The organism is Sphingopyxis sp. USTB-05 (genome assembly GCF_023822045.1).
In the GTDB taxonomy this organism is placed as follows: domain Bacteria; phylum Pseudomonadota; class Alphaproteobacteria; order Sphingomonadales; family Sphingomonadaceae; genus Sphingopyxis.
The window spans coordinates 519,277-545,697 of sequence record NZ_CP084712.1 but is presented as its reverse complement, the minus strand read 5'-3'; the positions used below and the strand labels follow the sequence as shown (position 1 = coordinate 545,697).

Below are 26,421 nucleotides of genomic sequence, written 5' to 3'. Positions count from 1 at the left end.
CTTCGAGCGGCCCCCGCCTTCGCGGGGGCGACATGTGGGGTTGATAGGCGGCGTAAAAAAAAGGATCCTCCCCCATGGCGCTTGATGTGCTCGACACCGGTTTTGCGCTTCGCCTCGGCGGGCAGACGATCCTTTCGCACAAGGCAGGCGCGCCCTGTTTCTTCATCGGGCGCGGTGAGCCGCATGTTCATTCGAAGCTGGGCCATTTCGATGTGCGCCAAGAGGTGATCGAGCGGATCGCGCTCGATCATGTCGAAGTGGCGGGCGACGTCGTGCGTTTTGCCGAGAATGCGGGGGCGCCTTGGTTGCTCGAAGCGACGCTGTCGGGCGAAGGCGACAATGCGAAGATCGCGTTGAAGGCGCTCGACCCGACGCTCAACCGATTGTGGCTGCGCGTTGCCGCCGAGGCGGGCGAGCATGTGTGGGGCGGCGGCGAGCAATTCTCTTATTTCGACCTGCGCGGGCGGCATTTTCCTTTGTGGTCGAGCGAACCCGGCGTCGGCCGCGATCCGGCATCGCCCTTGTTCAAACAGGTCGAGGCGCATCGCAAGGGCGGCGGCGGCAGTTATGCGCACACCAATTATCCGCAGCCGACCTTTGTCAGTTCGCGGCGCTATGCGCTGCATATCGACAGCTTTGCCTATGCGGCGTTCGATTTTCGCGCCGCCGATTTTCATGAAGTCGAAATGTGGGAAATTCCCGCGCAGGTTGAATTATGGGCGCGGCCGCGCTTTGCCGATCTGGTGTCGGCGCTGTCGGAGCGCTTCGGGCGCCAGCCGCCACTTCCCGAATGGCTGCTGAAAGGCGCGGTCATCGGGTTGAAGGATGGCGACAACAGCTTTGCGCGATTGAAGATCTATGAGGATGCCGGGGTCGCGGTATCGGGGCTGTGGTGCGAGGATTGGGTCGGGCTGCGCATCACCAGCTTCGGCAACCGGCTGTTCTGGGATTGGCAGTGGAATGCCGAGCGTTATCCCGAATTGCCCGCGCGGATTGCCGAGCTGAAAGAGCGCGGCATTCGCTTTCTCGGCTATGTGAATCCCTATCTGGCGGTCGACGGCCCGCTCTATGCCGAGGCGGCGGCGCAGGGTTTCATGGTGATGCATCCGACGAAGGATGAGCCCTATGTGATCGACTTTGGCGAGTTCGATTGCGGCCATGTCGACTTCACCAATCCGGCGGCGGCGGCGTGGTTCGCCGATACGATCATCGGCGAGAAGATGATCGATTTCGGACTGTCGGGCTGGATGGCCGACTTTGGCGAATATCTGCCCGTCGACGTGCGGCTGGCAAATGGCGAAAGCGGGATGACCGCGCACAATCGCTGGCCTGCGCTTTGGGGCGAGGTCAATGCCAAGGGCGTTGCGGGGCGCGGCGCGACGGGCGAGACGATGGTTTTCATGCGGTCGGGCGCGACGGGCGTGCAAGGCCATTGCCCGATGCTGTGGGCGGGCGACCAGGCGGTCGATTTCGGCCGACACGACGGGATCGGCACGGTGATCTGTGCAGCGCTGTCGGCGGGGATGCTCGGCAATGCGCATCATCATAGCGATTGCGGCGGATACACCAGCCTCTTCGACACGACACGCGATGCCGAACTCGCGATGCGCTGGGCCGAAATGTCGGCGTTCACGTCGATGATGCGGACGCATGAGGGCAATCGGCCGCGGCAGAATGCGCAATATGACGACGATCCCGAGCTGCTCGCGCATTTCGCAAAGATGACGCGGATTTACGCGCATCTGGCGCCTTATCTGCGGCGGTTGTCGAAGGAGGCTTCGGAGACGGGGTTGCCGGTGCAGCGGCCGCTGTTCCTGCATTTCGAGGACGACGCGGAGACCTATGCGATCCAGACGTCGTATCTTCTCGGCCCCGACCTGCTCGTCGCGCCGGTGATCGCGGCGGGGAAAAGCGAGTGGACGACTTATCTGCCCGCGGGGGCCGACTGGGTGCATGTCTGGTCGGGGCGGCGCTATGTCGGCGGGAGCGATGTGACGGTCGCGGCGCCGTTCGGGCAGCCGCCGGTGTTCTACCGTGCGGGTTCGGCCGACGCGGCGCTGTTCGACGCGATCGTATCGGCCTGAGCGACCTCGCGCAGCACTGCGACAAAAGCGGCGACGAGCGCGCTGCGGCTGCGATTGCGGAGGAGGTGGATCGCGTCGCGCGTGACTTCGGACGCTGGCAGCGCGATCTGGTGCAGTTCCGAGCGGGCGGCGAGCGCGCGCGGGACGACAGTGATCGCGCGGCCGCTCTTGGCCATGTCGAGGCACGCAGCGGTCGAATCGAGCTCATAATCGGGAAATTGCCCGGCGGCGTAGCGGGCGCGCAGCGCGCGCGGGAGATTGCTGCCCGGCGCGGGACGCGGGAGCGCCCAGGGGAAATCGGCGCTTTCGCCCTGCCCCTTCGCGAGCGGATGATCGGGCGCGCAGACGAGCATGAGTGGCTCGGGCGGCAATGGGATGCACAGCACTTCGTCGGCGTGGGCGGATGCCGCGAACTTAGCGCGGTTGCAGACAACCAGATCGAGACGACGGTCGACGAGCGTTTCGAGAAGCTGCTCCGACGGCCCGCCCGTCACGGTGACGCGGACGCCGGGGTGCGCGGCGGCAAAGCGCGCGATCGTGTCGGTGAGCAAAGGTTGCAGCGGATAGGGGCCGCTGCCGACCGCGACGGTGCCGCTGGTCGGATGGCCGAGCCCGCGCGCTTCCTGTTCGAGATTCGCCGACGCGGCGATGACGTCGCGGGCGGAGCGGATCAGGCGGTCGGCGTCGCTGGTCGGGCGGACATAATGGGTCGTTCGGTCGAACAAGGTCGCGCCAAGCTCTTCCTCGAGCTTCTGGATCGAGCGCGTGAGCGCCGATTGCGTGAGACCGAGTTCGTCGGCGGCGCGCGCGTAGCTAGCGAGGCGGTAGAGCGTGTCGAAATGGCGAAGGCGGCGGAGGTTCATGGACCGCACCATATCATTCCCATTATGCAATACCAATGCACCTGTGATGCGCTTAGCGTGAGCGCATGAACAGCATGTCGCTCGATGCGCGCCGCCGTGCGCAGGTCTTTGCCGAGCTGGAATCGCGCAGCTTCGATCTTGCTGTGATCGGCGGCGGGATCACCGGCGCGGGGATTGCGCGCGATGCCGCGATGCGCGGGCTGTCGGTCGCGCTGGTCGAGGCGCGCGACTATGCGAGCGGGACGAGCAGCCGGTCGTCGAAGATGATCCATGGCGGGCTGCGCTATCTGGCGCAGGGCGATATTGCGCTGGTCAAGGAAGCGGCGTCGGAGCGGCAGATATTGCGCCGGATCGCGCCGCATCTGACGCGGCTGTCGCCCTTTCTGATCCCGACGACGAACATGGCGATGACCGCGAAGCTGCGGACGGGACTATGGACCTTCGAGAAATTGGGCGGGGTTCCCGAGGCCGAGAAGCATGAAGTGATCGGACTCGCCGAACTGCAGCGGCGCGAGCCGCTGATGCGCACCGAGCGGCTGAACGGCGCGGTGCTTTATCCCGAATTTCTGACCGACGATGCGCGGCTGGTTCTCGCCAATATCCGCAGCGCGCAGGGCGCCGGGGCGGTGGTGATCAACCATGCGGCGGCGTCGGACCTGACCGGCGACGGGCTGGTCGCGACCTCGACGCTGGGCGACAATCTGGGCGCGCGCATCAAGGCGAAGCTGGTGGTCAATGCCGCGGGCGCATGGGTCGATGCGGTGCGCGGGCTCGAAGCGGGCGAAAGCGATACGCGCATGTCGATGAGCCGCGGTATCCATCTGGTGCTGCCGCGCGCGCGCCTGCCGATTGAAGCAACGACCATCATCCGCGCCCCCGACAAGCGCAGCATCTTCGCGGTGCCGCGCGGCGCCTTCACCTATATCGGCACGACCGATGTGTTTCATGATGGCGCCGATTACTGGCCCGCGCCGACGCGCGAGGACATCGACTATCTGCTGCGCGCAACCGAGGCGGCGCTGACCATCGATCCGATCCGCGATGCCGAAATCGTGTCGCTATGGTCGGGGGTTCGCCCGTTGATCGCGCAGCCGGGGAAGAAGGCGAACGAGGTGTCGCGCAAGGACGAGATCTGGACCTCGCCGAGCGGGATGATCTCGATCGCGGGCGGGAAACTCAGCGCCTATCGCGCGATGGCCGAGCGCGTCGTCGATCTGGCGGTCGAACGGTTGGGCCAGACCGCGCAGGACTGTGCGACCGCCGATGCGCCGCTGCCCGGCGGGTCGCGCACAGCAAGGCTGGACGGGCTCGATCCGCTCGCCGCCGAACGGTTGGCCGGGCTCTATGGCGACGAGGCGAACGAAATCGTCATCGCGGGCGGCGATGTCGCGGCCGAGGCGAGGCGCGCGGTCACGCATGAGGGCGCGGCGACGCTCGAGGATTATTGGGTGCGCCGCAGCGCGCGGGCGTGGTTTGATGAGGGTGCGGGTCTTGCGGCGCTTGCGCCCGCCGCCGAGGCGATGGGTGCGCTGCTTGGCTGGGATGACGCGATGACGGCAGCGCAAATCGCGCATTGCCGAGCCATCAACGATGCGAGCCGCAGGCTTTTGGGAGAGTGAAATGCGTTCGATAACCGAAGCTCTGGCCAGCGCGATCGGCGCCGACCGCGTCGCGAGCGATGCCGATACGCTGAACACACGGCGCTACGACCAATGGGCGGTCAAGCATCTGCGCGATTGGCGCGGCGAAGCCGTCGCCGCGCCGGGTTGCGTCGTGCGGCCGCAGTCGGTCGACGATGTGCAAAAGATCGTGAAGCTCGCCGCGGAGAAGCGCGTGCCGCTGATCCCGTTCGGCCTGGGTAGCGGGGTTTGCGGCGGGATCGAACCGACTCCACAAGCGATCCTGCTCGACATGAGCGGCATGAAGCGCGTGCGCTATATCGACAGCGACGATCTGCTCGCGAGCTTCGATGCGGGGCTCAACGGCATGGAGGCCGAAGAGGCGGTCGCGGCGCATGGGTTGACGATCGGCCACTGGCCGCAGTCGATCGCGATCAGCAGCGTCGGCGGCTGGGTCGCGACGCGCGCGTCGGGGCAATTTTCGACGGCTTATGGCAATATCGAGGATATCATCCATTCGATCGAGGCGGTGCTGCCGAATGGCGAGCTGGTGACGCTGGGCAAGGCGGTGCGCGCCGCGGCAGGGCCGGACCTGCGCCATCTGCTGATGGGCGCCGAAGGCACGATGGGTGTCATCACCGGGGTGACCTTCTCGCTGCGCGCCAAGGCGCCGCACCGCGATTACAGCATCTTCTATGCAAACGACATGCGCGCCGGGTTCGAAGCGCAGCGGCAGATCGTCCGAGCCGACTGGCGCCCGCCGGTGATGCGCCAATATGACGGGCGCGAAGTGCGGCGATTGTTCCGCGACTATGAACGTGACGGCAAGGCGATGCTGTTGATGGTGCATGAGGGACCGAAAGCGCGTGTCGACGCCGAACTGGCGGCGATGCACGAGATTTGCGCGGGCGCGGGGCTCGAAGCGGGCGATCCGATGGCGGCGAAGCAGTGGATCGAAAAGCGCAACCATGTGCCGAGTTGGCGCGACATGTTCGAGCGCGGCTATGTCGCCGACACGGTCGAGATTTCGGGGCGCTGGAGCGAAATTGGCGCAATTTATGATGCGAGCATCGCGGCGCTGAATGAAATTCCTGGCGTGATCAACGCGTCGGCGCACAGCAGCCATGTCTATCGATCGGGAATCAACCTCTATTTCAGCTTTGCCGCAACGTTCGAGGACAGCGCGCAGATGGAGCCCGCCTATTTCGCCGGCTGGCGCGAGATCATGGAAGCGACCGCGAAACATGGCGGCGGGGTCGCGCACCATCATGGCGCGGGGCGGCTTCGCAAGCCGTATCTGCACCATGATCTGGGCGAGAATGGCGTGGCGTTGCTGCGGCGATTGAAGCAGGCTCTCGATCCCGTGGGAATTATGAATCCGGGGAATCTGATACCCGATGTGTAAATGCGTCGTCATTGCGAGCGAAGCGAAGCAATCCAGAGCGGTTACGCGCACTCTGGATTGCTTCGCTTCGCTCGCAATGACGATAGTGGGAGCGCGGTGTGAGTAGCCACGGCCACCTCCTCCTTGCGCTCGACGCGGGTACGACGGGGGCGCGGGCGATGCTTGTCGATGCGGCGGGGATGGTGTTGGGCGTTGATAAAAGGCCGATCGCCAGCCGCTTCCCGTCCCCCGGCTTTGTTGAGCAGGATGCCGCCGAGGTCTGGACGATCTGCCGCGCGGTAATCGACGGTGCGCTCGCCGCTGCGGGGCGGAGCATTGCCGATGTTGCCGCAATCGGCGTGACGACGCAGCGCGCGAGCATCATCCTGTGGGACCGCGCGACAGGCGAGCCGGTCGCGCCGATGCTGGTGTGGAGCGATCTGCGCGGGATGGACGAGTTTAAGGCGCTGCGCGCGGCGGGCTTCACCGGTTGGCCGCAGGTGCCGTCGGCGAAACTGCCCGCAGCGATCGCGCTGTCGGGGCGTAATCCCGACGATCTGCAATGGGGCACACTCGATAGCTGGCTGACCTTCAAGCTGAGCGGCGCGCATGTCACCGATGCGTCGGCGGCGTGGCTGACCGGCTATTATGACTATGCGAAAGGCAGCGGCTGGGACGCGGCGTTGCTGGCGCACCAGCGCCTGCCCGCGGCGATGTTTCCGACGCAGGTCGAGAGCTGGGGCCCCGTTGCCGAGAGCGACCCGGCGGTGCTCGGCGCGCGCGTCCCGATCACTGCGCTGATCGCCGACCAGGAGGCGGCGATGGTCGCGCATGGCGCGCTGGGGCGCGGCGACTGGAAAGCAACCTATGGCACGTCGGGCGTGCTGATGGCGGGGACCGGTGATGTGCCCGAGACGATCCACAACAGCATGCCCGCCGAGGCATTGGCGTTCGCGGGCGGCGAGGCGCGATTTTGCGTCGAGGGGATGGTGATCACGACCGGATCGCTGATCGAATGGCTGTGCGGCGGGCTGGGGCTGTTCGCTTCGCCCGCAGCGATGGAAGCCGCGGCGGCATCGGTCGCCGACGCAGGGCATGTCGTGGTCCGGCCGTCGCTCGCGGGAATGGGCGCGCCGCACGGCAAGTTCGACGCGCGCGGGCTGATCGCGGGGTTGAGCTTTGCCGACGGACCGGGACAGGTCGCGCGTGCGGCGTTGCAGGGCATCGCCTTTCGCTTTCGCGAGATTGCCGATGTCATCGCAGGTGCCTTGCCGGTGCCCGAAGCCTTGCCCGTTGCCGGCGGATTGTCGGCGAGCGACACATTGTTGCAGTTGCAGGCCGACGCGTTGCAGCGGCCGGTGCGACGTCATGCGGTGCGCGAAGCGAGTGCCTATGGCGCGGCGCTGGCGGCGGGCATGGGTGCGGGGTTGTTCGGGACAAGCGATCTGAACCGGCTGGCGCGCTATGATGCGGAGTTTCTGCCGAAGGTCGGGCGCGATGAAGCCGATGCGGCGTTCGCGCGCTGGCGGGATATGGTGATGGTGTGAGGCAATTCCACTCTCTTCCCCTCCCTGAAAGGGAGGGGCCAGGGGTGGGTCCAGCATTGGGCGGGGCTCGACGCCCCGGCCGATGCTTTTCAGGCGCGACGGCTGCTACTTCTTCCGGCGCGCAGACGCGCGCACCCACCCCCAGCCCCTCCCTTTCAGGGAGGGGAGCCTTATGCGGTCCCGCTCACCTCGCTCCACAGCCCGCGCACGATATCGCGCATCCGTTGCGCCTCGTCCCAGCGGTTCGTCAGTTCGCTGCCGTCGGGCGCGGTGATCGCGTAGGGCGGCGGGCCGAGTTCGCACATGAAGGTCAGCGCGTCGCCGTCGCGTGCCTGTTCGAGCCACAGTTCGAAACCGCGGCGCCACCAGGCGATATGCTGGTCGAGCCAACGGGCATGCTGGGGCGCGTCCAGCGCGACCTGGACTTGATGCGTCGTCGAGACGCGGCCGTGGAAATTATGGCTGCCCTGCAGGATCGTTTCGATCGCGGCGAGTTGGTCGTCGCGCAACGGCAACTCCATCTCGCCCGCGACCGGATAATGCGACAGGTCGGCGGTGAGCGGAAATCCGGGGCGTTCGTCGAGCAATTGCAGCGTGAAGAGCAGGTCGTTGGTGAGGCGGCCTCGGTGGGTTTCGAACCAGACGGGGAGCGGCGCGTCCTTCGCCGCGGCGACGAGGCTGTCGATCAGGCGCAGCGCGGCGCGAAAATCGGCGGTCGGGCCAGCGATCTGGACGTTGAGGTGATGCGCGCCGAGGCGGTGGGCTTCGGCGATCCAGTGCGTGAGCTGACCCGCGTCATGGACGAGCACCTGCCCTTCCCATGCGAGGCCGAGCGGGTTCATCGCACGCGCGACCCCGTCGGTGCGCGCGGTGCGCGCGAGGTTGACGCCGACGCCGTCGAAGCCCGCGGCGACGACCTGGCCGAGCGCTTCGTCGAGGCGGCTTTCGATGTCGAAACCGGGGCATTTGTCGAGGCCCCAGACCGATTGAAGAACGAGCAGTTCGGGCAATGGCTTTCCTTTTCAGACAACGCTGTCATATCGGGTTGGAGAGGGGAGTCAATTGGGCGCGGAGCAAATCAACACGTCGTCATGCCGCGCTTGACCCGCCATCCCGCTTTTTGCGGCCAGAGGCGGAAAGCGGGACCCCGGATCAAGTCCGGGGTGACGAAGAAGCGGATAGGATTCACGCAGGGGCGCAGAGATTTGGTTCACGCGGAGACGCGGAGACACGGAGACAGGGTGGCGGCTTGCCGCCCTTCCCCTTCTCTGCGTCTCTGCGCGAAAATCTTCTCCGCGACTCCGCGTCTCCGCGTGAACCGATAAAAACAAAGTGAGAGGATGAGATGATCAACGAAGCCCCCGCCCCGCCGATCATCAGGCCGGTGTCCCCGGCGTACCGTCGCTACGCGCTGACGGTGCTGCTGATCATCTATATCCTCAATTTCCTCGACCGGCAGATCGTCTCGATCCTCGCCGAGCCGATCAAGAATGAGCTGCACCTCGCCGACTGGCAGCTCGGCGTGATGACAGGGCTCGCGTTCGCGCTTTTCTATACCGTGCTCGGTATTCCGATCGCGCGCTTTGCCGAGACTGGCGACCGGCCGCGGATCATTGCGGTCGCGGCGGGGCTGTGGAGCATGTTCACCGTCGCGTGCGGCTTTGCCCAGAATTTCTTCCAGCTCGTGCTCTGCCGCGTCGGGGTCGGGATCGGCGAGGCGGGGTGTACGCCGCCCGCGCATTCGCTGATCACCGACTATACGCCGAAGGAGAAACGCGCCTCGGCGCTCGCCTATTACTCGCTCGGTATTCCGCTCGGCGGGCTGCTCGGGCTCGCGCTGGGCGGACTGATTGCCGATGCTTACGGCTGGCGCACGGCATTTCTGTTCGCGGGCGCACCCGGGGTATTGATGGCGATCATTGCGTGGACGACTTTGAAGGAACCGCGACGGCAGATGCACGGCGACCTGGCGGCGCTCAAGGCGGCGCGGCCCGACTTCAAGACTGCGATGACCGAGATCCGCGGCAAGCGCACCTTCTGGCTGATCGCCTTTGCCGCGGCGATCAAGGCATTCATCGGCTATGGTGCCGCGGCCTTCCTCGCCCCCTTCTTCTTTCGCAATCATGCCGAGGAGTTGACGGTGATCGCGGGCGGTTTCGGGCTGGGATTGACGGGCTTTCTTGGCGTCGCCCTTGGCATCGTGTTGGGCCTGACCGGCGCGCTCGGGACCTGGATGGGCGGACAGCTCGCCGACAAATATGGCGCGCGCGATCTGCGCGCCTATGTCGCGATCCCGGCGGTTTCGACCTTCCTCGGCATCCCCTTTTACATCGCCGGGCTGATGGCGGATTCGGCGGTGTTCGCGCTGATCATGTTCGCCTTTCCGCCGGTGCTCAACACGCTATGGTACGGCCCGGGCTTTGCCGCCGTGCAGGGGCTGGTGCGGCCGCAGACGCGCGCGACCGCGTCGGCAGTGCTGCTGTTCATCATCAATCTGCTCGGGCTCGGGCTCGGCCCGCTCGGGGTCGGCGTGGTTAGCGATTTTATCAGCGGACCGATGGGGCTAGGGTCGGCGGAAGGCGTGCGCTGGTCGCTGATGATCTTCATCATGTTCGGCGCGGTGGCGTCGGCGCTGTTCTGGATGGCGCGCAGCTCGATCCGCGAGGAGATGGTGAGTTGAGTATCGCAAGCATTGCCCTGCCCCGCATCTTCCGCATCGGCGGTGGTGCGTCGAAGCAATTGCCCGAGGTGCTGGGCGCGCTGGGCCTGTCGCGTCCGCTCATCGTCACCGATGGCTGGCTGATGAGCAGCGGGCGCGTCGATGAACTGACCGATGGGCTGGCGGCGGCTGGCATCGCCGCGCGGGTGTTTGCGGATACGGTGCCCGACCCGACGATCGCTTCGGTCGATGCGGGAGTGACGTTCCTGCTTGAAGGCGATCACGACTGCGTCGTCGGTTTCGGCGGCGGCAGCCCGCTCGACAGCGCGAAGGCGATTGCGCTGCTCGGCAAGTTCGGCGGCGCGATGGCCGATTACAAGGCGCCGCATGTGCAGGATGCGCCGGGGCTGCCGATCATCGCAATCCCGACGACCGCGGGCACGGGGTCGGAGGCGACGCGCTTCACGATCATCACCGACGAGGCGACCGACGAGAAGATGCTGTGCCCCGGGCTCGCCTATCTGCCCATCGCGGCGCTCGTCGATTATGAACTGACCTTTACCAAGCCGGTGCGACTGACCGCCGATACGGGGATCGATTCGTTGACGCACGCGATCGAAGCCTATGTGTCGAAGCGCGCGAATCCGTTCAGCGACGGCATGGCGTTGCTCGCGATGCGCGCGATCGCGCCCAATCTGCGGCGCGTGTGCAGCGACCCGATGGATGCCGCAGCGCGCGAGGCGATGATGCTGGGGGCGACGCAGGCGGGGATCGCTTTCTCGAACAGCTCGGTCGCGCTGGTTCACGGGATGAGCCGTCCGATCGGAGCACATTTCCATGTCCCGCACGGGCTGTCGAACGCGATGCTGTTGCCCGCGGTAACCGCATGGTCCGCGCCCGCTGCGCTCGGCCGCTATGCCGATTGCGCAAGGGCGATGGGGGTGGCGGACGAGGCCGAGGGCGATCAGTCGGCGGTGGCGCGGCTGCTCGACGAGTTGGCGGCGCTCAACCGAGAGCTCGAGGTGCCGGGGCCAGCGGCCTGGGGTATCGACGCGGCGCGCTGGGATGCGCTGGTGCCGACGATGTGCGCGCAGGCGGCGGCGTCGGGATCGCCCGCGAACAATCCGCGGGTGCCGGATGCGGACGAGATGGCGGAGCTTTATGCGGCGGTTTGGGCCGGATAACACCTTCGGTTAATCGACTGGAAAGGCAGGCTCTGCTTAAGCGCGCTCGCCCCGTCTCCTTCTCTCCTACGTCTCAAACGTGGAGGCGGGGTATTCACTCTCCATCGTCATCCCGGACTTGATCCGGGATCCATATTTTGAGGATGACGCTTGCCTTCGTGGACCCCGGATCAGGTCCGGGGTGACGAAGTGGGCGGTTTCGTAGGGATCAGACCTCCAGCGGGCCGTGCTTCATCTTGGGCAGGACATGGCGCGCGAAAAGGTCGGCTTCGGCGGCGTGCGGGTAGCCCGAGAGGATGAAGGCTTCGATGCCGAGGTCCTGATAGCGGTTGAGCTTTGCGAGCACCTGGTCGGGGTCGCCGACGATCGCGGCGCCGCAGCCCGAGCGGGCGCGGCCGACGCCGGTCCAGAGATTATCCTCGACATAGCCATCGTCGGACGCGGCTTCGCGCAGGGCGACCTGCGCGTTGACGCCGAACGATTGCGAGTCGAGCGACTTCGCCTTGATCTCGGCGCCCTTGGCGGCGTCGAGTTTCGAGAGCAGGCGGTCGGCGGCGGTGCGCGCTTCGCTTTCGGTGTCGCGCACGATCATGTGCGCGCGGTAGCCGAATTTTAGCGTGCGGCCGTAGGCGGCGGCGCGCGCGGTCATGTCGGCGATGATCTCCTTCACCACCTCTTCGCGGTCGGGCCACATCAGGAATACGTCGCACCCTTTCGCGGCGGCATCGCGCGCATCGGGGGAAAGCCCGCCGAAATAGAGCGGCGGCGCCTTGCCCGATACCGTGCCGATCCGCGCGGGTTCGACCTTCAGCTTCCAGAACTCGCCGTCATGGTCGAGCGCTTCGCCGTTGAGCAGCGTCTTGAGGATATGCATCGCCTCGACCGTGCGGCGGTAACGCGGTTCGGAGTCCATCGTCTCGCCGGGCATGTCGGACGAGATGATGTTGACCGTCAGGCGGCCGCCGAGGATGCGGTCGATCGTTGCGATCTGGCGCGCGAGTTGCGGCGGCCAGCTTTCGCCGATGCGGACCGCCATCAGCAGGCGGATATTCTTGACCATCGTCGCGACCGCCGCGGCAAAGGCAGTGGTGTCGATGCCGAGCGCATAGCCCGAGGGGAGCAGAATATTGTCGAACCCCAAGGAGTCGGCCTGCATCACGATGTCGCGGCAATGCTCCCAGCTCGATTTGAGCATCGGGTCGGGGACCCCCAGAAATTCATAGTCGTCGTCGCAGAGCGCCGAAAACCAGCTAACCTCGCACGTGCGGTCGGTCATGGCAGATTCTCCCCCATCGATGTTTGCAGCACCGCATACCATTCGGCGCGCGTCCAGCGCGGGGCGAAGGCCTGCGGAATCTCCTTGATGCGTTCGGGGTTTTGCGTCCCGACGATCGGGATCGGGCGCGCGGGATGCGCCATCACCCAGCTATAGGTCGCCGCGGCGCGCGAGACCTCATATTCGGCGGCCTTGGCATCGAGCAGTCCGGCGACTGCGCGCGTGCGCTCGTCGGCCGGATCGCCAAGCCGGCCACCGCCCAGCGGCGACCATGCGAGGAAGCTCATCCCGTCCATCATCGTTTGATCGAACAGTCCGTCGAACAGCGGGTCGAGCTTCAAGGGCGAAAATTCGCTCTGGTGGCTGACCACCGGAACGGGGAGAAATTTGGCGAGCGCCGCGGTCTGCGCGGTGGTGAAGTTCGACACGCCGATCGCGCCGATCTTGCCCGCGCGATGCGCGTCCTCGAGCGTGCGCGCGATTTCCTGCGGGTGCGCGAGCAGGTCGGGGCGGTGGATTTGCCACAGCTCGACATGGTCGGTGCGCAGGCGCTGGAGCGAAATGTCGATCGCCGAGGTCAGATAGGCGCCGCTGCTGTCATAGGGCACGCCGAGGATGATCCCGCCCTTGGTCGCCAGCACCATCTTGTCACGCAGCGCCGGCGCTTCGGCGAAGACGTCGCCGAGCAGCGCCTCGGCCGAGCCGAAACCGCCGGGCGTGTCGCAGCCGTAGATGTCGGCGGTGTCGAAGAGCGTCACACCTGCCTCGAACGCCGCATCGATGCGCGCGCGCGCGGTGGCGAGGTCGGCACCGGCGAAGCGCCACATGCCCCAGGCGATGGGTGAAACCTCATGACCGGCAAGAGTCACATTGGCGGGAGCGGGAAGAAAATCTGACATCGCTGTCATATACTCCATAAGTCAGGACGAGGGAAGCAGGTTTGTGATGGCCGGCTATCAGTGCGCGATCACCGGCACAGCTTCGCCATCCTCCTCCTCGTCTACCGCAACGATACGCGGCAGGATGAGGTGGATGGCGGCGAGCGCGACGAGGTAGGTGAAGGCGCAGACAAGGAACATCGGCAGATAACCGCGCCCGGTGTCGAGCGACCAGCCAGCGAACTCGATCATCGCCATGCCCGAGAGATTGCCGGCAAAAGCGCCGATCCCGATCGCGGAGCCGACGATGCGCGCGGGAAAGACGTCGGTGGTGAGCCCGAAGAGATTGGTCGAAAAACCCTGATGCGCAAAGAGCGCGAGGCCGAGGATCAGCGCCGCGACCCACGCGCTGTCAACGCCGACGAGCAGGGGCACGGGCAGGATCAGCAAGGCATAGATGAGCATCGTCGTCTTGCGGGCGGCGTTCACGGTCCATCCACGGCGGCCCATCAGATAGGAAGGCAGATAGCCGCCGGTGATACCGCCGAGCGCAGCCATGAAATAGACGAAGGCCACGGGCAAGCCCAGCGTGCCCTGCGTCAGCCCGAAGACCCGGTGGAATAGGTCGGGCATGAAAAAGAGCAGGAACCACCACACCTGGTCGGTGAGCGCCTTCCCCAGGATTATCGCCCATTGGCGGCGGTCGCGGAGCAGGCTGCTCCACGCGATCTTGGGCGCCGCAGCGTCGCGTGCGGCGTTCGGCTGTTCGGGAATCCGAACCGCGAGCCAGACGACGACCCAGACGAGACCGAGCCCGCCCGCGATCAGGAAGGTCGCCTGCCAGCCCCACATCAGTGCCATCAACGGGATGAGCAACGGCGTCAGGATCGCGCCGACGTTCGGGGCGATGCCGCCGAGACCGAGGACGAAGCTGCGCTCCTTGGCGTTGAAATAGGTCGCGGCGGTTTTCACCGCGGCGGGCGTGCCGATCGATTCCGCGGCACCGAGGACAGCGCGCGAGGCGACGAACCCCGATACGGTCGAGGCAAAGGCATGCGCCATGCCCGCAAGGCTCCAAACGCCGACGCCGATCGCGAAGCCCCAGCGCAAGCCCACCTTATCGATGAACCAGCCGGTGCCGAGAAAAGCGAGCGCAGCGGCGAACTGAAAGGCCGAGGCCATGTGGCTGTAGTCGCGGTCGGTCCAGTCGAATTCAAGTTGGAGCGTCGGCTTGAGCAGCGCGAGAATCTGGCGGTCGACATAGTTGAGGACGATCGCGATGAAGACGAGTCCCACGACGAGCCAGCGGCGTTTATCGGCGATCTGCGCCACTTGTCTCTCCCCGAATCTATCTGTCTTGGCGATAAGATAACGTTGTCATACTGGAAAGGACAAGGCTTTTCTTCGTTGTTGCGGGAGGATTGTCGGGCACAAGCCCTTTCCATCGTCATTGCGAGCGGAGCGAAGCAATCTAGGGCGGTTTGCGCGCCGCTGGATTGCCACGTCGCCTGCGGCTCCTCGCAATGACGTTACTTCCGCCACAGCTAACGGCCATCGACTTGATAGCGGTGTTCCATATCCAGCGGCCCCCGCCCTCGCGGGGGCGACGATAAAGGTCACTCGTCACAGACTGGCGTCGGAAGAGCGGTTCCGTGTTCCCCGGGGAAAGCCGGGGCCCAGAGGGGACCGCGCTGCCCCGCTTGGGCCCCGGCTTTCGCCGGGGAACAGGAGGTTTTCGTTGGCGCAACCGGCATGTCGATCGGGGCCAGCGTGACGATTATGGTGAGGTCAGTTTTTGGGCGCGGCTGTCGATCCGCGAACGACCAGCTTGTGCGGAAGCTGCCGCCGTTCGATCGTCTCGCCGAATTCGAGCAGCAGGTCGGCGGCGGCATAGCCCAGGTCGCGGATCGGCTGGTGGATCGTGGTGAGCGACGGCCAGACGACCTGTGCGAGGTCGGTGTCGTCGAAGCCCGCGACCGATAGCTGATCGGGCACCGCGACCCCCAGCCGATGCGCGGCGGCGAGGACGCCTGCGGCCATATCGTCGCTGCTCGCGAAGATCGCCGTCGGCGGTTGGTCGAGCGCCAGCAGCGCCTCCGCCGCCGCGGTCCCCGACTGGAAATCGAACTGCCCCGGAAAGACCAGCGCTGCATCGAAACCGATGCCCGCGCGCTGCAATGCCTGCCGATAACCGGTCAGCCGCTGGCCGCTGGCGAAATAATTGCCGTGCCCGGTGACGAAACCGATGCGCCGATGCCCGAGCGAAATCAGATAGGCGGTCATGTCGTCGGCGGCCTGCACATTGTCGATGTAAACCGCCGAGGTCGCGGTCAGATCGGTGCCCGGCTGGACGCGCACGACGGGGATCTTGCGGCGGAACAGTTCGGCGAGCGCGGTGCCGACGTCGGTCACCGGCGGCGTCATGATGATGCCGTCGAGCTGCGCCTGATCGATCAGCGCGCCGATATCGTCGACCAGTCCGGGCGAATTGATGTCGCACGGCTGGACGATCATGCGGAAATCAGCCTCGCGGCAGCGCTGGCCGACGCCTGCCTGCATGTTGAAGATATAATAGGGGCTGGGATTGTCGTGGATCAGCCCGATCTGGAACGAACGTTTCCCCGCGAGCGTGCGCGCCGCCTGGCTCGGATGATAGTTGAGGCGCGCGACCGCTTCCTCGACCTTTTGCCGCATGTCGTCGCTGACATAGCGTTCCTTGTTGAGCACGCGCGATACGGTCTTGATCGACACGCCGGCGACGCGCGAAACATCCTTGATTGTCGCCCGAGTCATGCGCGCTTGCGCTCCGTCCCCGGCTGGCAAATCCCTGTCACGGCTCCGCATCTCCCCGTTCGGCCTTGCTGACCACGTTGTCTGCTTTGGCGCGCCGCGCCGCGCACTGCAAGAGAAGCCTTGCGCCAGCGCACGGGTTAGCGATAAGACGCTGCCTTATGACAACGTTGGACAGAAACGATCTGACATCGATGCGTCATGCGCATTGGAATAATCTGCCGAGCGGCGGCGACCTCTTCGGCGAGTTGCACCTTGCGCAAACCGTCGCGGGGACAGCGCCCAAAGGCAGCCTCTTCCCCGGACTCGCGGCCTGTGCCGCGGCGTCGGCGGCAGCCGCATGGCTATCCGACCATTATGGTTTTCCGATCATCCTGCTTGGTTTGCTCGTCGGGCTAGCGCTAAACTTCATCTCGGCAAACGAAGCGACGCATCGCGGGCTCGACTTCGCGTCGCGCACTTTCCTGCGCATCGGCATCGTCGTGCTGGGACTGCAAGTCACCTTCATGCAGATTGCGGTGCTCGGGCCGGTGCCCTTTGCCGCGCTCATCATCATCATGACGCTCACGATGGGCGCCGGATTTCTGGGCGCGCGACTGTCGGGACAGACGCCCTATGCAGGGCTGCTCGCTGGCGGAGCGACGGCGATCTGCGGCGCGAGCGCAGCGCTCGCACTGTACGGCGTGATCGGGCGCCAGCGCCTGTCGCAAGCCCAATTCGCGCTGACATTGGTGGGCGTCTCGCTCGCAAGCGCGCTTGCGATGACCATCTATCCGCTGCTCGCCGCGCGGTTCGGGCTCTCCGACGCGCAGGCGGGGTTCCTGATCGGCGCATCGGTCCATGACGTCGCGCAGGCGATTGGCGGCGGCTATGCCTTTTCGGATGCGGCAGGGGCGAGTGCGACGATCGTGAAGCTCGCGCGCGTCGCGTTGCTCGCGCCCGTGGTCGCGCTCGTCGGCTTGCTGCTGACGCCCGAGGACGGTGGCGACACGCAGATTTGGCGCCGCCTCGCCCTGCCATGGTTCATCGTCGCCTTTTTCGCGGTGGTGGCGCTCAACAGCGCCGTCCCCATCCCAGAGGCGGCGCGTGGGGCCGCACTGACCGCCTCAAAGGCGCTGCTGTTGCTCGCGGTCACCGCGACCGCGATGCGCACGCGGATGGATTTGCTGCTCGAAATGGGCTGGCGCGCGACCATACCGGTCCTGCTCGCTTCGCTCACGAGTTTCACCGTATCGCTGCTCTTCGCGCTCGCGATCGTCTAAAGCCCAAGCAGTTTTCGCGCGTTGCCCGAGCGTATCTTGGCGCGCTCCTCGTCGGTCAGGTCCAGCTTCGCGAAAGCCTCGAGCGTTTTTGGCAGCGAGATTTGCGGGAAGTCCGACGCGAGCAGCACATGGTCGACGCCGACGTTGCGGATCGTCCAGACATATTCGGCCTCGATCGGCGAATCCGCGGCGAGGATCACGCTCGCCGAAATATCGAAATAAATATTGTCGGCGAAGAGATTCTCAGCGGTGCGCGCGAGCGCGAGGATGTTCCAGAAGCGGAAACCCAGCCCGCCCATATGGCCGAAAATGAACTTCGTTTTCGGCGCCGCAAGCGCGAGATTGAAGAGTTTTTCATTGTCGTCGGGGACGATGCCCGCATTGTCCATCACGACGACCAGGCCCTTGTCCCCGGCCCGCTTGACGAGCGCAAGCACGCGGGGGTCGGCGGCGTCGAATTTCTGGGTGTGGGGGTGGATTTTGAGGACGCGGACGCCGCGCGCTGCGACGCGGTCGACCTCGGCCAGCGCGGCATCGCCGTCATAGGGATGAACGGTCGCGATCGCGATCATGTCCGGGTTCTTTGCCGCCAGTGCGATGAGCGCGTCGTTGCGCTGGCTAATGTCGGCGGGATTGCCGGCGAGCGCCTGGTTCGGGCCGCCGAACCACATCACACCGAACGCGGCCACGGGCTGGTTCGCGGCCTTTAACTGTGCGCGATATTCGGCGAGCGACGCCTCGCCCTTGTGCAGATGGACATGGGTGTCGACGACGGCATCCTGCGCAAACGCGGGCGATGCGGAGGTAAGCAGGGCGATAGAAAGCAGCAGGGTTCGCATGAGGGCTCCGGGGGAGGAAGGAATGGGATGCCCTGACCTGCCACAAAGCCGGCGTCCGGCCAATTACCCGCGAAGCAAATGCCGCTCCCGCCGGGAGAATGCGGGGGCGGCATCGGCCTACACCTGTCGGGCGCTTATTTGCGTACGATGACCTTGAGATAGGTTGCCGGTATCTCGGTGCGATCGGCGCCGCCACGATTTTCGCGTTCGAACAACTGCTCAAGCTCGGTCTGCAACTCCGCACGACGGCCGCTCGCCTCGGCCGCCGCGAAGGCGTTCATCGTCGGGCCGTAATAGTCGCGGAAAATCGCGAGGAACTCACGCGGCGTTCCGGCAAAACGGAAGGTGTAGGTCGCGCGTTCGCAGTCGATACGGTCCTGCGCGATGCCCGCGGCGGCGAAGCGCTCACGCACGACATCTTCCTGTCCCCACGTCACCGGGCTGACGAAGCCTTCGGGCGGCGGCGGCGTGTAGGCGGCGCAGATTTTGAGCACATGCGCGATGAGGGTCGGATCGCCGGGGATCCAGTTGCCCATCACGATACGGCCGCCGGGACGCGTCACGCGGACCATTTCCGCCGCGGTGTCGAGCGGCCGCGGCGCGAACATCGCGCCGAAGATGGTGACGACGAGATCGAAGCTGTTATCGGCCAACGCGTCGAGGCGCGAAGCGTCGCCCTCCTCGAAGCGCAGGTTCGACAGGCCGGCTTCACGGGCGCGAATGTTGCCGGCGGCGACGAGGTTCGATGCGATGTCGACGCCGAGGACATTGGCGCCGCGATAGGCCGACGGCAGCGCGGTCGTGCCGTCGCCGCAACCGAGGTCAAGGACGTCGAGTCCGGCGTGGACGCCGAGGCTGTCGATCAGTTCATCGCCGCTTTCACGCATGCAGGCCGCGAGACGGGTAAAATCCCCCTTCTCCCAAAGGGCCTTGTTCGGGTTGGCGGGGGTTGATAGGTTTTCGGTCTGCGGCGCGGTGGGGGCCGCATCCGGCTTGATGGTTGTGAGCGTCACTATAGTCTCCTTGGTCCGAGCCGGGGGATAGCTCGATGGAACGCTCAATAGGTTTTCCGTGGTCCCATGCTTGAAGACGGCATGGAGAATTTATGGAGAAATGCTGGTTTGTCGTTCGGCGCCGCCCTGATCTACCGCTTTGAAGGTTTCCAGCTCGATCCCGGCAAGTTCGAACTTCGCGAGCGGGGGCAGGCAAAGCATCTTGAACCGCAGGTTCTGTCGCTGCTGATCCTGCTCGCGAGCAATGCCGACCGCCTCGTCAGCAAAGACGAGATTATCGAGAAGATCTGGGGCGGGCGGATCGTGTCCGAAGCCGCGGTCGCCTCGCGCATCAAGGCGGCGCGGCAGGCGCTGGGTGACGACGGCAAGGAACAGCGCTTCATCAGAACCGTGCACGGCAAGGGTTTTCGGTTCGGCGCGCAGGTAATGTTCGATCAGACCCCCGAGCAAGTGCCCTTCCTTGCCGCGACAGTAACCGAACCGGCGCCCGCCCCGGCCGCGGCGGAAGAGCGTCCGTCGATCGCCGTCCTTCCCTTTCACCTCGTCGGCGGCCCTGGCCCGCTGTCGATCGTCGCCGACGCGCTCGCCGACGAATTGATCGGCGACCTGTCGCGCCTCCGCTGGCTGCTGGTGATCGCGCGGACATCGACCTTCCGCTTTCGCGGGCAGGATATTGGGTGCGAACAGGTCGGCGCGGCGCTGAATGTTCGTTATTGCCTGACGGGGACGCTTGAGGAGGCACGCGGCAAGGTCATCCTGTCGGTAACGCTGGCGCGAACATGCGACGGCGCGGTGGTGTGGGCGGACCGCTTCTCCGCCGGCCGCGACGAACTGCACGAGCTTCGCTGCGAGGTACTCGAAGCCGTGATCGCCAATCTGGAAACGCGCATCATCCAGAACGAGGTGGAGCGCGCGCGCCGGATGCCCGAGGGCGGGCTAGACGCCTGGTCCTCCTATCACCTCGGGCTCGACCATATGTTCCGCTTCAACCGGTCGGACAATGCGCGTGCGGCGGCGCTGTTCGCGCAGGCGCTCGCGCGCGATCCCAATTTCTCGCGCGCGCTGTCCGGCCTGTCCTTCACGCGCTTTCAGGATTGCTTCCTGCAATATTCGCCCGATCCCGACGCAATGGCTGAACAGGCGCGCGCGTTTGCCGAGCGCGCGGTGCAATGCGACCCGCTAGATCCCTTTGCGCACCTCAACCTCGGACGATCGCTGTGGTTCGCCGACGCGGTGCCCGAAAGCATGGAACGGCTATCGGCGGCGATCGCGCTCAGCCCCAATTATGCGCAGGCGATCTATTCGAAAGCCTGGGCCGAGATGACCCAGTGCGACGTCGCGCACAGCGACGAAAATGCCGAGCTGGCGTTGCGCCTGAGCCCGCTCGATCCGCTGCGTTATGCAATGCTGGGCGTGCGGTCGGTCAGCGCGTTAATGCGCGGCGATTACGAGAGGGCCATCGAGTGGGGCGAACGCGCCGCGCGGTCGCCGGGGGCCCACAAGCATATCGCAGTGATCGCAGCGATCGCCGCAGAGGCGTCGGGCCATCACGACCGCGCAACGCAGTGGATCGACCGCGCCCGGCAACTCGACCCGCAGGTGTCGCGCGCAACTTTCCTTCGCTCCTTCCCCTTTGCGGCGACGGGTGGACGCGAGATTATCGAACGGGCGTTGCAGGACGCGGGGCTCTGACAGCGTCAGAGCCCCATCGCCGTCAAAGCGGCGAACCGCCGAGCTTGTAGGTCAGCTGCAGGAAGACGCTGCGGCCGACGCTGTCGAACCAGCTGGTGTTGTAATAGGGATAGCTCGACCAAGTCGGGTCTTTCACAGGGTTCTTGTCGAACACGTTCCGTACCGTCAGCGACCCGCGCATATGATCAGTGAAATCATATTGCAGCGTCGCGTTGAACAGATAGCTAGCCTTGATAAAGGCATCCTCATCATAGTTCGGCAGCTTGCCGAGGCGCGTGCCCGAGAAGGTGAACTGCACCCCATCGGATGCCCAGGTGATGCTGCCGTTCGACTTGTCGCGCGGCAGATAATAGCCGCTGTCCGCCGCCAGCTTGTTCTCGATCGGATCGCCCGTGTACTGGATCAAAGTGTGCTTGAAGACATGGCTGTGCGCGAGTGACAGGGTGAAGTCGCCAAAACTGGTCGGAAGTGTACCGCGGAAGGCGATGTCGATGCCGCTCGTCTTTTCGCGCGCGACATTGATCGGGTTTATCGAGATGGATTCGATCTCGCCAGCCAGCGCACCGGTCGCGAAGCGGTTGACGCGTGCGAGCGCCGCCTGACAGGTTGGCGAATTCGGGTCGAGCGCGGTGTTCCCGGCGCCATCGGGTCGGCAATCAGCCTCGTCGCGCGTCAGTTCGCTGGCGCGCAAATCATTGACCTGATTGTCGAGTGACACGCGGAAATAGTCGACCGAGAGGCTGATCCGGTTCGAGGGCGCGAAAACCAGCCCGGCAGTCAGCGTCTTGCCGGTTTCGGCCTTGAGGTCGCGGTTACCGCTGCGCTGCGCGACGATATCGACGTCATAATCTTCGCAGTCGCTGATCCCGGCACCAGGATCGTCCTGCCGACAGGTATAATAGTCGATCACGCTGCTTTCGACATTGCCCGGCCCGGTGAACAGATAATGGAGGTCTGGCGCGCGGAAGGCGGTGCCATAAGCAGCACGGAACAGCAGGCTATGCGTCGGGCGCACCTCGATGCCACCATTATAGGTGAATTTGTCGGCGTGGCGCCCGGCGTAGCCGAAACGGTCGTAGCGGCCGGCACCGGTCAGCGTCACGAAATCAAGTACGGGTACGCGCACTTCGCCGCCGACCGCGGCATGGCTGCGCTTGCCGGAGCCATCGCTGTCCTTCCAGCTATAGTAATAATCGGTGAGCGCGAGCGGGTCCGGACGGAGGTTGTAACCCTGCTTGCCATATTCTGCGACGACGGCAACCCCGACCGCGCCAGCCGGCAGCTGGAACAGCTCGCCGTTCGTCAGCGTCACCTGCGCGTTGTTTGTCCAGCTGTATGGACGATAGACTGTATCGGCCGAGATGCTGTCATATTCGGCGGGCGTCAGTTGGCGATAGAGGTTGGCCGGGTTGGCGTTGAAAGACGGATAATCGTCGTCGCCAAGACCATTCTGCACGCCGAGGAAAAAGTCTTTCGCCTTCTGATTGATGATCTGCGGCCAGCGGACGATTGACTGGTAACGGCTGTAGTTGAATGATGCCTCGTAGTTCCAGGCATTGCCGAAATTGCCGCGGATGCCGGGGGTGATGCTATAAGTCGTCTGCTTGCTACGCTGCATCTCGAACCCGCCGGTCTCCTCCGGCGTGAACTGGCGACCCCAATCTTCGATCTGTCCCGTAAAGCTGTTGTAGAAATAATTGTCTGAGCTGCTCGACGACTGTTCGAAGGCCCAGCTCGTTACGTCGTACATCAGCCGGACCTTGCTGATCCCAAGCTGCGCGTCGACAAACAGTTTGGCATTGTCCGACAGTTCATAGGTCGCGGTAGCGAAGCTGTTGAAGCCCTTGCGACCTGAAATGATAGTGCCGTAGCCGATAGATTCCTTGCTGCCGCAGAAATCGCCATAACGAGGGCGGTTGAACAGGCCGACCGAGCCGAAGTTGAGGTTCGACAGCCGCTCGCACGTCCCATCGTCGGGCGTGATATAGTCGTCGTTATAGTCAGCACGATAGAAGGTACGCCGCGCGATCGCAGTCGAGGGCACGGGGCTATCATCTGTGCTGTCCTGAATTTTGCGCTGGAAGCCCCAGAGCGGTCGCTGGTCGAGATATTCGATGCCACCCACGATGCTGAACCGGTCGGTCGACCAGCCGCCCGTCGCAGTCACGCGGTGCGACAGACCGCCGCCATGCTGGGTCCGGCCATGCCGATAGTCCAGCGTGATGCCGTCGAGCTTTTCCTTCATCTTGAAGTTGACGACGCCCGCGATCGCGTCCGAGCCATAGATTGCCGAGGCCGCGCCGCTCAATATTTCGACCTTGTCGATCAGGCTGACGGGAATGTTCGAGATGTCGGTGAAGTTGCTGCGGCCGATATAGGGTAGCGGGAAGTCGGCGATGCGGCGGCCGTTGACCAGCACAAGCGTGTGGTTGGGACCAAGACCCCGCAGATCGACCTGCTGCGCGCCAGGGGTGAAGTCGGCGCTGCTGCCCGATTGGGGACTTTGCGTTTCGCCACTGTTCTGAGTCATCGCGGCGAGCAGTTCCGGAACGCTCGTATAGCCGTTGGCGCGGATTGTGTCGGATGTGATCGTGGTGACCGGCGAGGGCCCCTCGTCTCGGATCGTCGGGATGCGCGAGCCCGTGACGATGATTTCCTGCGGCTCGCCTTCAGCGTCCTGTGCAAAGGCCGGCGCAGCTAGCGCAGGCATGCAAACGCCAAGCCCTAGGGCGATCCGAAACGCCCGCTTCCCGAAATTCCTCATTTTTTACCCCTCGTTCATCCAGGCACGAATCGAAACCGTTCGCTAACCCACCGGATATTTCGTCCTTTCGACCAGAAAACGTAGATAATTTCAATCACTATGACAAAATGGGAAATCATATTGTCATTTGCTGCTGTCATTATGTAACGTCTCGCTTTCAAGGGGCCGCCAGAGGGAAGATCGATGCTGCGGATTATGATGCGGGGAATTTGGCTTCTGATTGCCGCGACGGGGCTTGCGCTCACGCCCGCCGCAGCGAAGGAAGCCAAGGAAAAGCCCTATGAACATTATGTCTATGGCAAGTTGAACACGCCGACGCCGGGCCCGGTGTCGGGGGGCCTGCTGCTGATGGGCGGCGGGGACCGCAACATTGATGCGATGAAATGGTTCTTCGGCAAAGCCGGGAACGGCCATATCGTCGTGATCAGCGCGTCCTATGGCAAAGAGATCGGCGAGGAATTTTTCCACGACATTGGCGGCATCCAGTCGACCGAAATCTTTGTCTTCCACGCCCGATCGCAAGCGACGAACAAGAAGATCCTCGACCGGCTGAAGAAGGCCGACGGCATCTTCATCGCGGGGGGCGATCAGGCCCGTTACGTTCGTTATTGGCGCGGCACGCCGGTGGGCGATATCCTCAACGCGCATGTGGCGGCGGGTAAGCCGCTCGCGGGAACCAGCGCCGGGCTGGCGATCCAGGGCGAGAAGCTTTACGGCGCGATGGACGACGGAAGCATCCGTAGCCCCGAAGCGCTCGCCGATCCGTTCGGCCCTGCGAACACGATCGAGGGCGATTTCCTGCATTTCGCCCTGCTGAAGGGCGTCGTCACCGATACGCATTTCAAGGAACGCGAACGGCTCGGCCGCCTGTTCGCCTTCGTCGCCAAGGCACAGGTCGGACGCCCGGCGGACCAGCCCGCGATGCTGGGCCTTGGCGTCGACGAGAGCGCGGCACTCGCAGTCGAACCCAACGGCAGCGCGCGTATCTATGCAACCGAGCCCGACGGCTATGCCTGGGTGGTCGACGGAGCAGGGCTGCGCGGCCTGTCGCAGCGCGGGCCGCTCGATGCCCCTCGCGTCAAGGTGACGGGAGTCGGCCCCGGGTCGGTACTCCACCTGCCCTCGGGGCAAGTCGATGCGCCGGTGTTCGTGCGCAACTATGCCGTGCGCGCCGGCGAGATCGTCGAGGCGCCGCGCTGGTCGCTTGCGATTCATGGCGGTGCCGGGGTGATCGAGCGAAAGACGCTCTCGCCCGAAAAAGAGAAGGCGTATCGCGCCGGGCTCGACGAGGCGCTGCGCACCGGTGGCGCGGTGCTCGACAAGGGTGGTGCGGCGCTCGATGCGGTCGCCGCGGCGGTGCGTGTGCTCGAGGATAATCCGTTGTTCAATGCAGGGCGCGGCGCGGTATTCACTGCCGAGGGCAAGAATGAGCTGGATGCCGCGATCATGGACGGCAAGACGCTGAAAGCCGGCGCGGTCGCGGGCGTGACGCGCACGCGGCATCCGATCGATCTGGCGCGCGCGGTGATGGACAAGAGCCCGCACGTGATGCTGGCGCGCGATGGCGCCGACCGTTTCTCGATCGAGCGCGGGCTCGAACAAGTCGATCCGAGCTGGTTTCGCACCGAGGAACGCTGGCAGGGGCTGCTGCGCTGGCGCGAGAAGCAAGTGTCAGCGATCGATCCGACGCATCTTTTCGGCACCGTTGGCGCGGTCGCGCTCGACGCCGAAGGAAATTTGGCGGCCGCGACCTCGACCGGCGGGATGACAGGCAAACGCTGGGGCCGCATAGGCGACTCGCCGATAATCGGCGCCGGCACCTATGCCAAGAATGGGCAATGCGCCGTGTCGGCGACCGGATCGGGCGAATATTTCATTCGCGAGAGCGCCGCGCGGCAGGTGTGCGACCGCGTCGCGTGGAAGGGCGAAAGCCTGAAGGACGCCGCACAGGGCACGATCGATGCGGTCGGCGCGATCGGCGGCGACGGCGGGCTGATCGCGATGGGCCCCGATGGGCGCCCCGCCTTTGCCATCAACGACCTTGGCATGTATCGAGGGCGGATGAGCGCCGGGGGGACACCACAGATCGCGATCTTTGCCGACGAGAAGCTGGCCGACTGATGCCGCACTCGGGCGTCAACCTCGACGAGACCGACGAAAAACTGCTCACCCTGCTGCGCGACGATGCGCGGCAAACGATCGCACAGCTCGCCAAGGAGCTCGGCCTGTCGCGCGGGGCGATCTATTCGCGGCTCGCGCGGCTGGAGGAAGAGAAGGTCGTTGCGGGCTATACGGTAAGGCTTGGCAACGCCTTTGCCGCGAGCCGCGTGCGCGCGCATATGATGATCAAGACCCTGCCGCGCTTTCACCGCGAAGTCGAACAGGCGCTCGCAAGCTTTGCGCTGGTGCAGGCGATCCACGCGATCAGCGGCGAATATGACATCATCGCGATGTTGGAGGCCGAGGATGGCGCACAGCTCAACGAGTTGATCGACGAGATCGGCCTTCTCGAAGGAGTCGAGCGCACGACAACGTCGGTTATCCTAGCAACAAAAGTTGAACGCTAA

The 26,421-nt window shown here is 64.9% G+C and carries 19 protein-coding genes; 10 read left to right on the top strand and 9 right to left on the bottom strand.

The annotated features are described in order from the left end of the window. Positions 1–74: 74 nt before the first annotated feature. Positions 75–2,084, top strand: coding sequence for an alpha-glucosidase (locus tag KEC45_RS02380; RefSeq protein ID WP_062184712.1), 2,010 nt, complete (start codon positions 75–77; stop codon positions 2,082–2,084). Here KEC45_RS02380 and KEC45_RS02375 read toward each other — a convergent pair. Beyond that, entirely contained in the window at positions 2,030–2,947 is a 918-nt protein-coding gene (locus tag KEC45_RS02375; RefSeq protein ID WP_252171462.1) for a LysR family transcriptional regulator, read from the bottom strand. The genes KEC45_RS02380 and KEC45_RS02375 overlap by 55 nt on opposite strands. A 65-nt stretch (positions 2,948–3,012) precedes the next feature. Between KEC45_RS02375 and KEC45_RS02370 the strand changes: the two genes are divergently transcribed. The 3 genes from KEC45_RS02370 to KEC45_RS02360 all read left to right on the top strand — a co-directional run bounded on the left by KEC45_RS02370 (position 3,013) and on the right by KEC45_RS02360 (position 7,497). Next, positions 3,013–4,566, top strand: coding sequence for a glycerol-3-phosphate dehydrogenase/oxidase (locus KEC45_RS02370; protein WP_062184718.1), 1,554 nt, complete (start codon positions 3,013–3,015; stop codon positions 4,564–4,566). Position 4,567: 1 nt separating this feature from the next. Then, positions 4,568–5,971, top strand: a complete 1,404-nt coding sequence (locus KEC45_RS02365) for an FAD-binding oxidoreductase (RefSeq protein ID WP_252171461.1) — start codon at positions 4,568–4,570, stop codon at positions 5,969–5,971. 98 nt (positions 5,972–6,069) lie between these two features. Then, positions 6,070–7,497: an FGGY family carbohydrate kinase gene (locus tag KEC45_RS02360; protein ID WP_062184724.1), complete on the top strand. Its 1,428-nt coding sequence runs from the start codon at positions 6,070–6,072 to the stop codon at positions 7,495–7,497. A 170-nt stretch (positions 7,498–7,667) separates the two neighbouring features. Here the strand turns inward: KEC45_RS02360 and KEC45_RS02355 are convergent, their stop codons facing one another. Then, positions 7,668–8,507: a sugar phosphate isomerase/epimerase gene (locus tag KEC45_RS02355; protein ID WP_062184727.1), complete on the bottom strand. Its 840-nt coding sequence runs from the start codon at positions 8,505–8,507 to the stop codon at positions 7,668–7,670. Between the two features lie 335 nt (positions 8,508–8,842). On the opposite strand from KEC45_RS02355, the gene KEC45_RS02350 reads away from it, so the two are divergent. Together KEC45_RS02350 and KEC45_RS02345 are read left to right on the top strand one after the other, a co-directional pair. After that, positions 8,843–10,177, top strand: a complete 1,335-nt coding sequence (locus tag KEC45_RS02350; RefSeq protein ID WP_062184730.1) for an MFS transporter — start codon at positions 8,843–8,845, stop codon at positions 10,175–10,177. Beyond that, entirely contained in the window at positions 10,174–11,340 is a 1,167-nt protein-coding gene (locus KEC45_RS02345) for an iron-containing alcohol dehydrogenase (protein WP_083435955.1), read from the top strand. Before KEC45_RS02350 ends, KEC45_RS02345 begins: the two co-directional genes overlap by 4 nt. A 208-nt stretch (positions 11,341–11,548) precedes the next feature. Here the strand turns inward: KEC45_RS02345 and KEC45_RS02340 are convergent, their stop codons facing one another. The 4 genes from KEC45_RS02340 to KEC45_RS02325 form a co-directional block, all read right to left on the bottom strand. Beyond that, positions 11,549–12,616, bottom strand: a complete 1,068-nt coding sequence (locus KEC45_RS02340; protein WP_252171460.1) for an LLM class flavin-dependent oxidoreductase — start codon at positions 12,614–12,616, stop codon at positions 11,549–11,551. Continuing rightward, a complete protein-coding gene (locus KEC45_RS02335; protein ID WP_152682468.1) occupies positions 12,613–13,515 on the bottom strand; it encodes an aldo/keto reductase family oxidoreductase in 903 nt (300 codons plus the stop codon). Before KEC45_RS02335 ends, KEC45_RS02340 begins: the two co-directional genes overlap by 4 nt. A 57-nt stretch (positions 13,516–13,572) precedes the next feature. Next, on the bottom strand, positions 13,573–14,826 hold the full coding sequence (locus KEC45_RS02330; protein ID WP_252171459.1) for an MFS transporter: 1,254 nt from the start codon (positions 14,824–14,826) through the stop codon (positions 13,573–13,575). Positions 14,827–15,282: 456 nt separating this feature from the next. Further along, entirely contained in the window at positions 15,283–16,287 is a 1,005-nt protein-coding gene (locus tag KEC45_RS02325; protein ID WP_062184741.1) for a LacI family DNA-binding transcriptional regulator, read from the bottom strand. 191 nt (positions 16,288–16,478) lie between these two features. On the opposite strand from KEC45_RS02325, the gene KEC45_RS02320 reads away from it, so the two are divergent. Beyond that, positions 16,479–17,546, top strand: coding sequence for a YeiH family protein (locus tag KEC45_RS02320; protein ID WP_062186809.1), 1,068 nt, complete (start codon positions 16,479–16,481; stop codon positions 17,544–17,546). Here the strand turns inward: KEC45_RS02320 and KEC45_RS02315 are convergent. Both KEC45_RS02315 and KEC45_RS02310 read right to left on the bottom strand, forming a co-directional pair. Continuing rightward, on the bottom strand, positions 17,543–18,385 hold the full coding sequence (locus tag KEC45_RS02315; protein ID WP_062184744.1) for an amidohydrolase family protein: 843 nt from the start codon (positions 18,383–18,385) through the stop codon (positions 17,543–17,545). The genes KEC45_RS02320 and KEC45_RS02315 overlap by 4 nt on opposite strands. Before the next feature lie 134 nt (positions 18,386–18,519). Beyond that, positions 18,520–19,398: a class I SAM-dependent methyltransferase gene (locus tag KEC45_RS02310; protein ID WP_238586743.1), complete on the bottom strand. Its 879-nt coding sequence runs from the start codon at positions 19,396–19,398 to the stop codon at positions 18,520–18,522. Positions 19,399–19,506: 108 nt separating this feature from the next. On the opposite strand from KEC45_RS02310, the gene KEC45_RS02305 reads away from it, so the two are divergent. Then, complete coding sequence (locus KEC45_RS02305; RefSeq protein ID WP_062184747.1) at positions 19,507–21,090, top strand: winged helix-turn-helix domain-containing protein; 1,584 nt, start codon at positions 19,507–19,509, stop codon at positions 21,088–21,090. Positions 21,091–21,112: 22 nt separating this feature from the next. Here the strand turns inward: KEC45_RS02305 and KEC45_RS02300 are convergent, their stop codons facing one another. Beyond that, positions 21,113–23,800 (bottom strand): TonB-dependent siderophore receptor, encoded by a 2,688-nt coding sequence (locus KEC45_RS02300; RefSeq protein WP_238586745.1) that lies wholly within the window; start codon positions 23,798–23,800, stop codon positions 21,113–21,115. A 237-nt stretch (positions 23,801–24,037) separates the two neighbouring features. Here KEC45_RS02300 and KEC45_RS02295 point away from each other — a divergent pair, with 237 nt between their 5' ends. Together KEC45_RS02295 and KEC45_RS02290 are read left to right on the top strand one after the other, a co-directional pair. Beyond that, positions 24,038–25,975 (top strand): isoaspartyl peptidase/L-asparaginase, encoded by a 1,938-nt coding sequence (locus KEC45_RS02295; protein WP_202966822.1) that lies wholly within the window; start codon positions 24,038–24,040, stop codon positions 25,973–25,975. Further along, positions 25,975–26,421 (top strand): Lrp/AsnC family transcriptional regulator, encoded by a 447-nt coding sequence (locus tag KEC45_RS02290; protein WP_062184752.1) that lies wholly within the window; start codon positions 25,975–25,977, stop codon positions 26,419–26,421. Before KEC45_RS02295 ends, KEC45_RS02290 begins: the two co-directional genes overlap by 1 nt.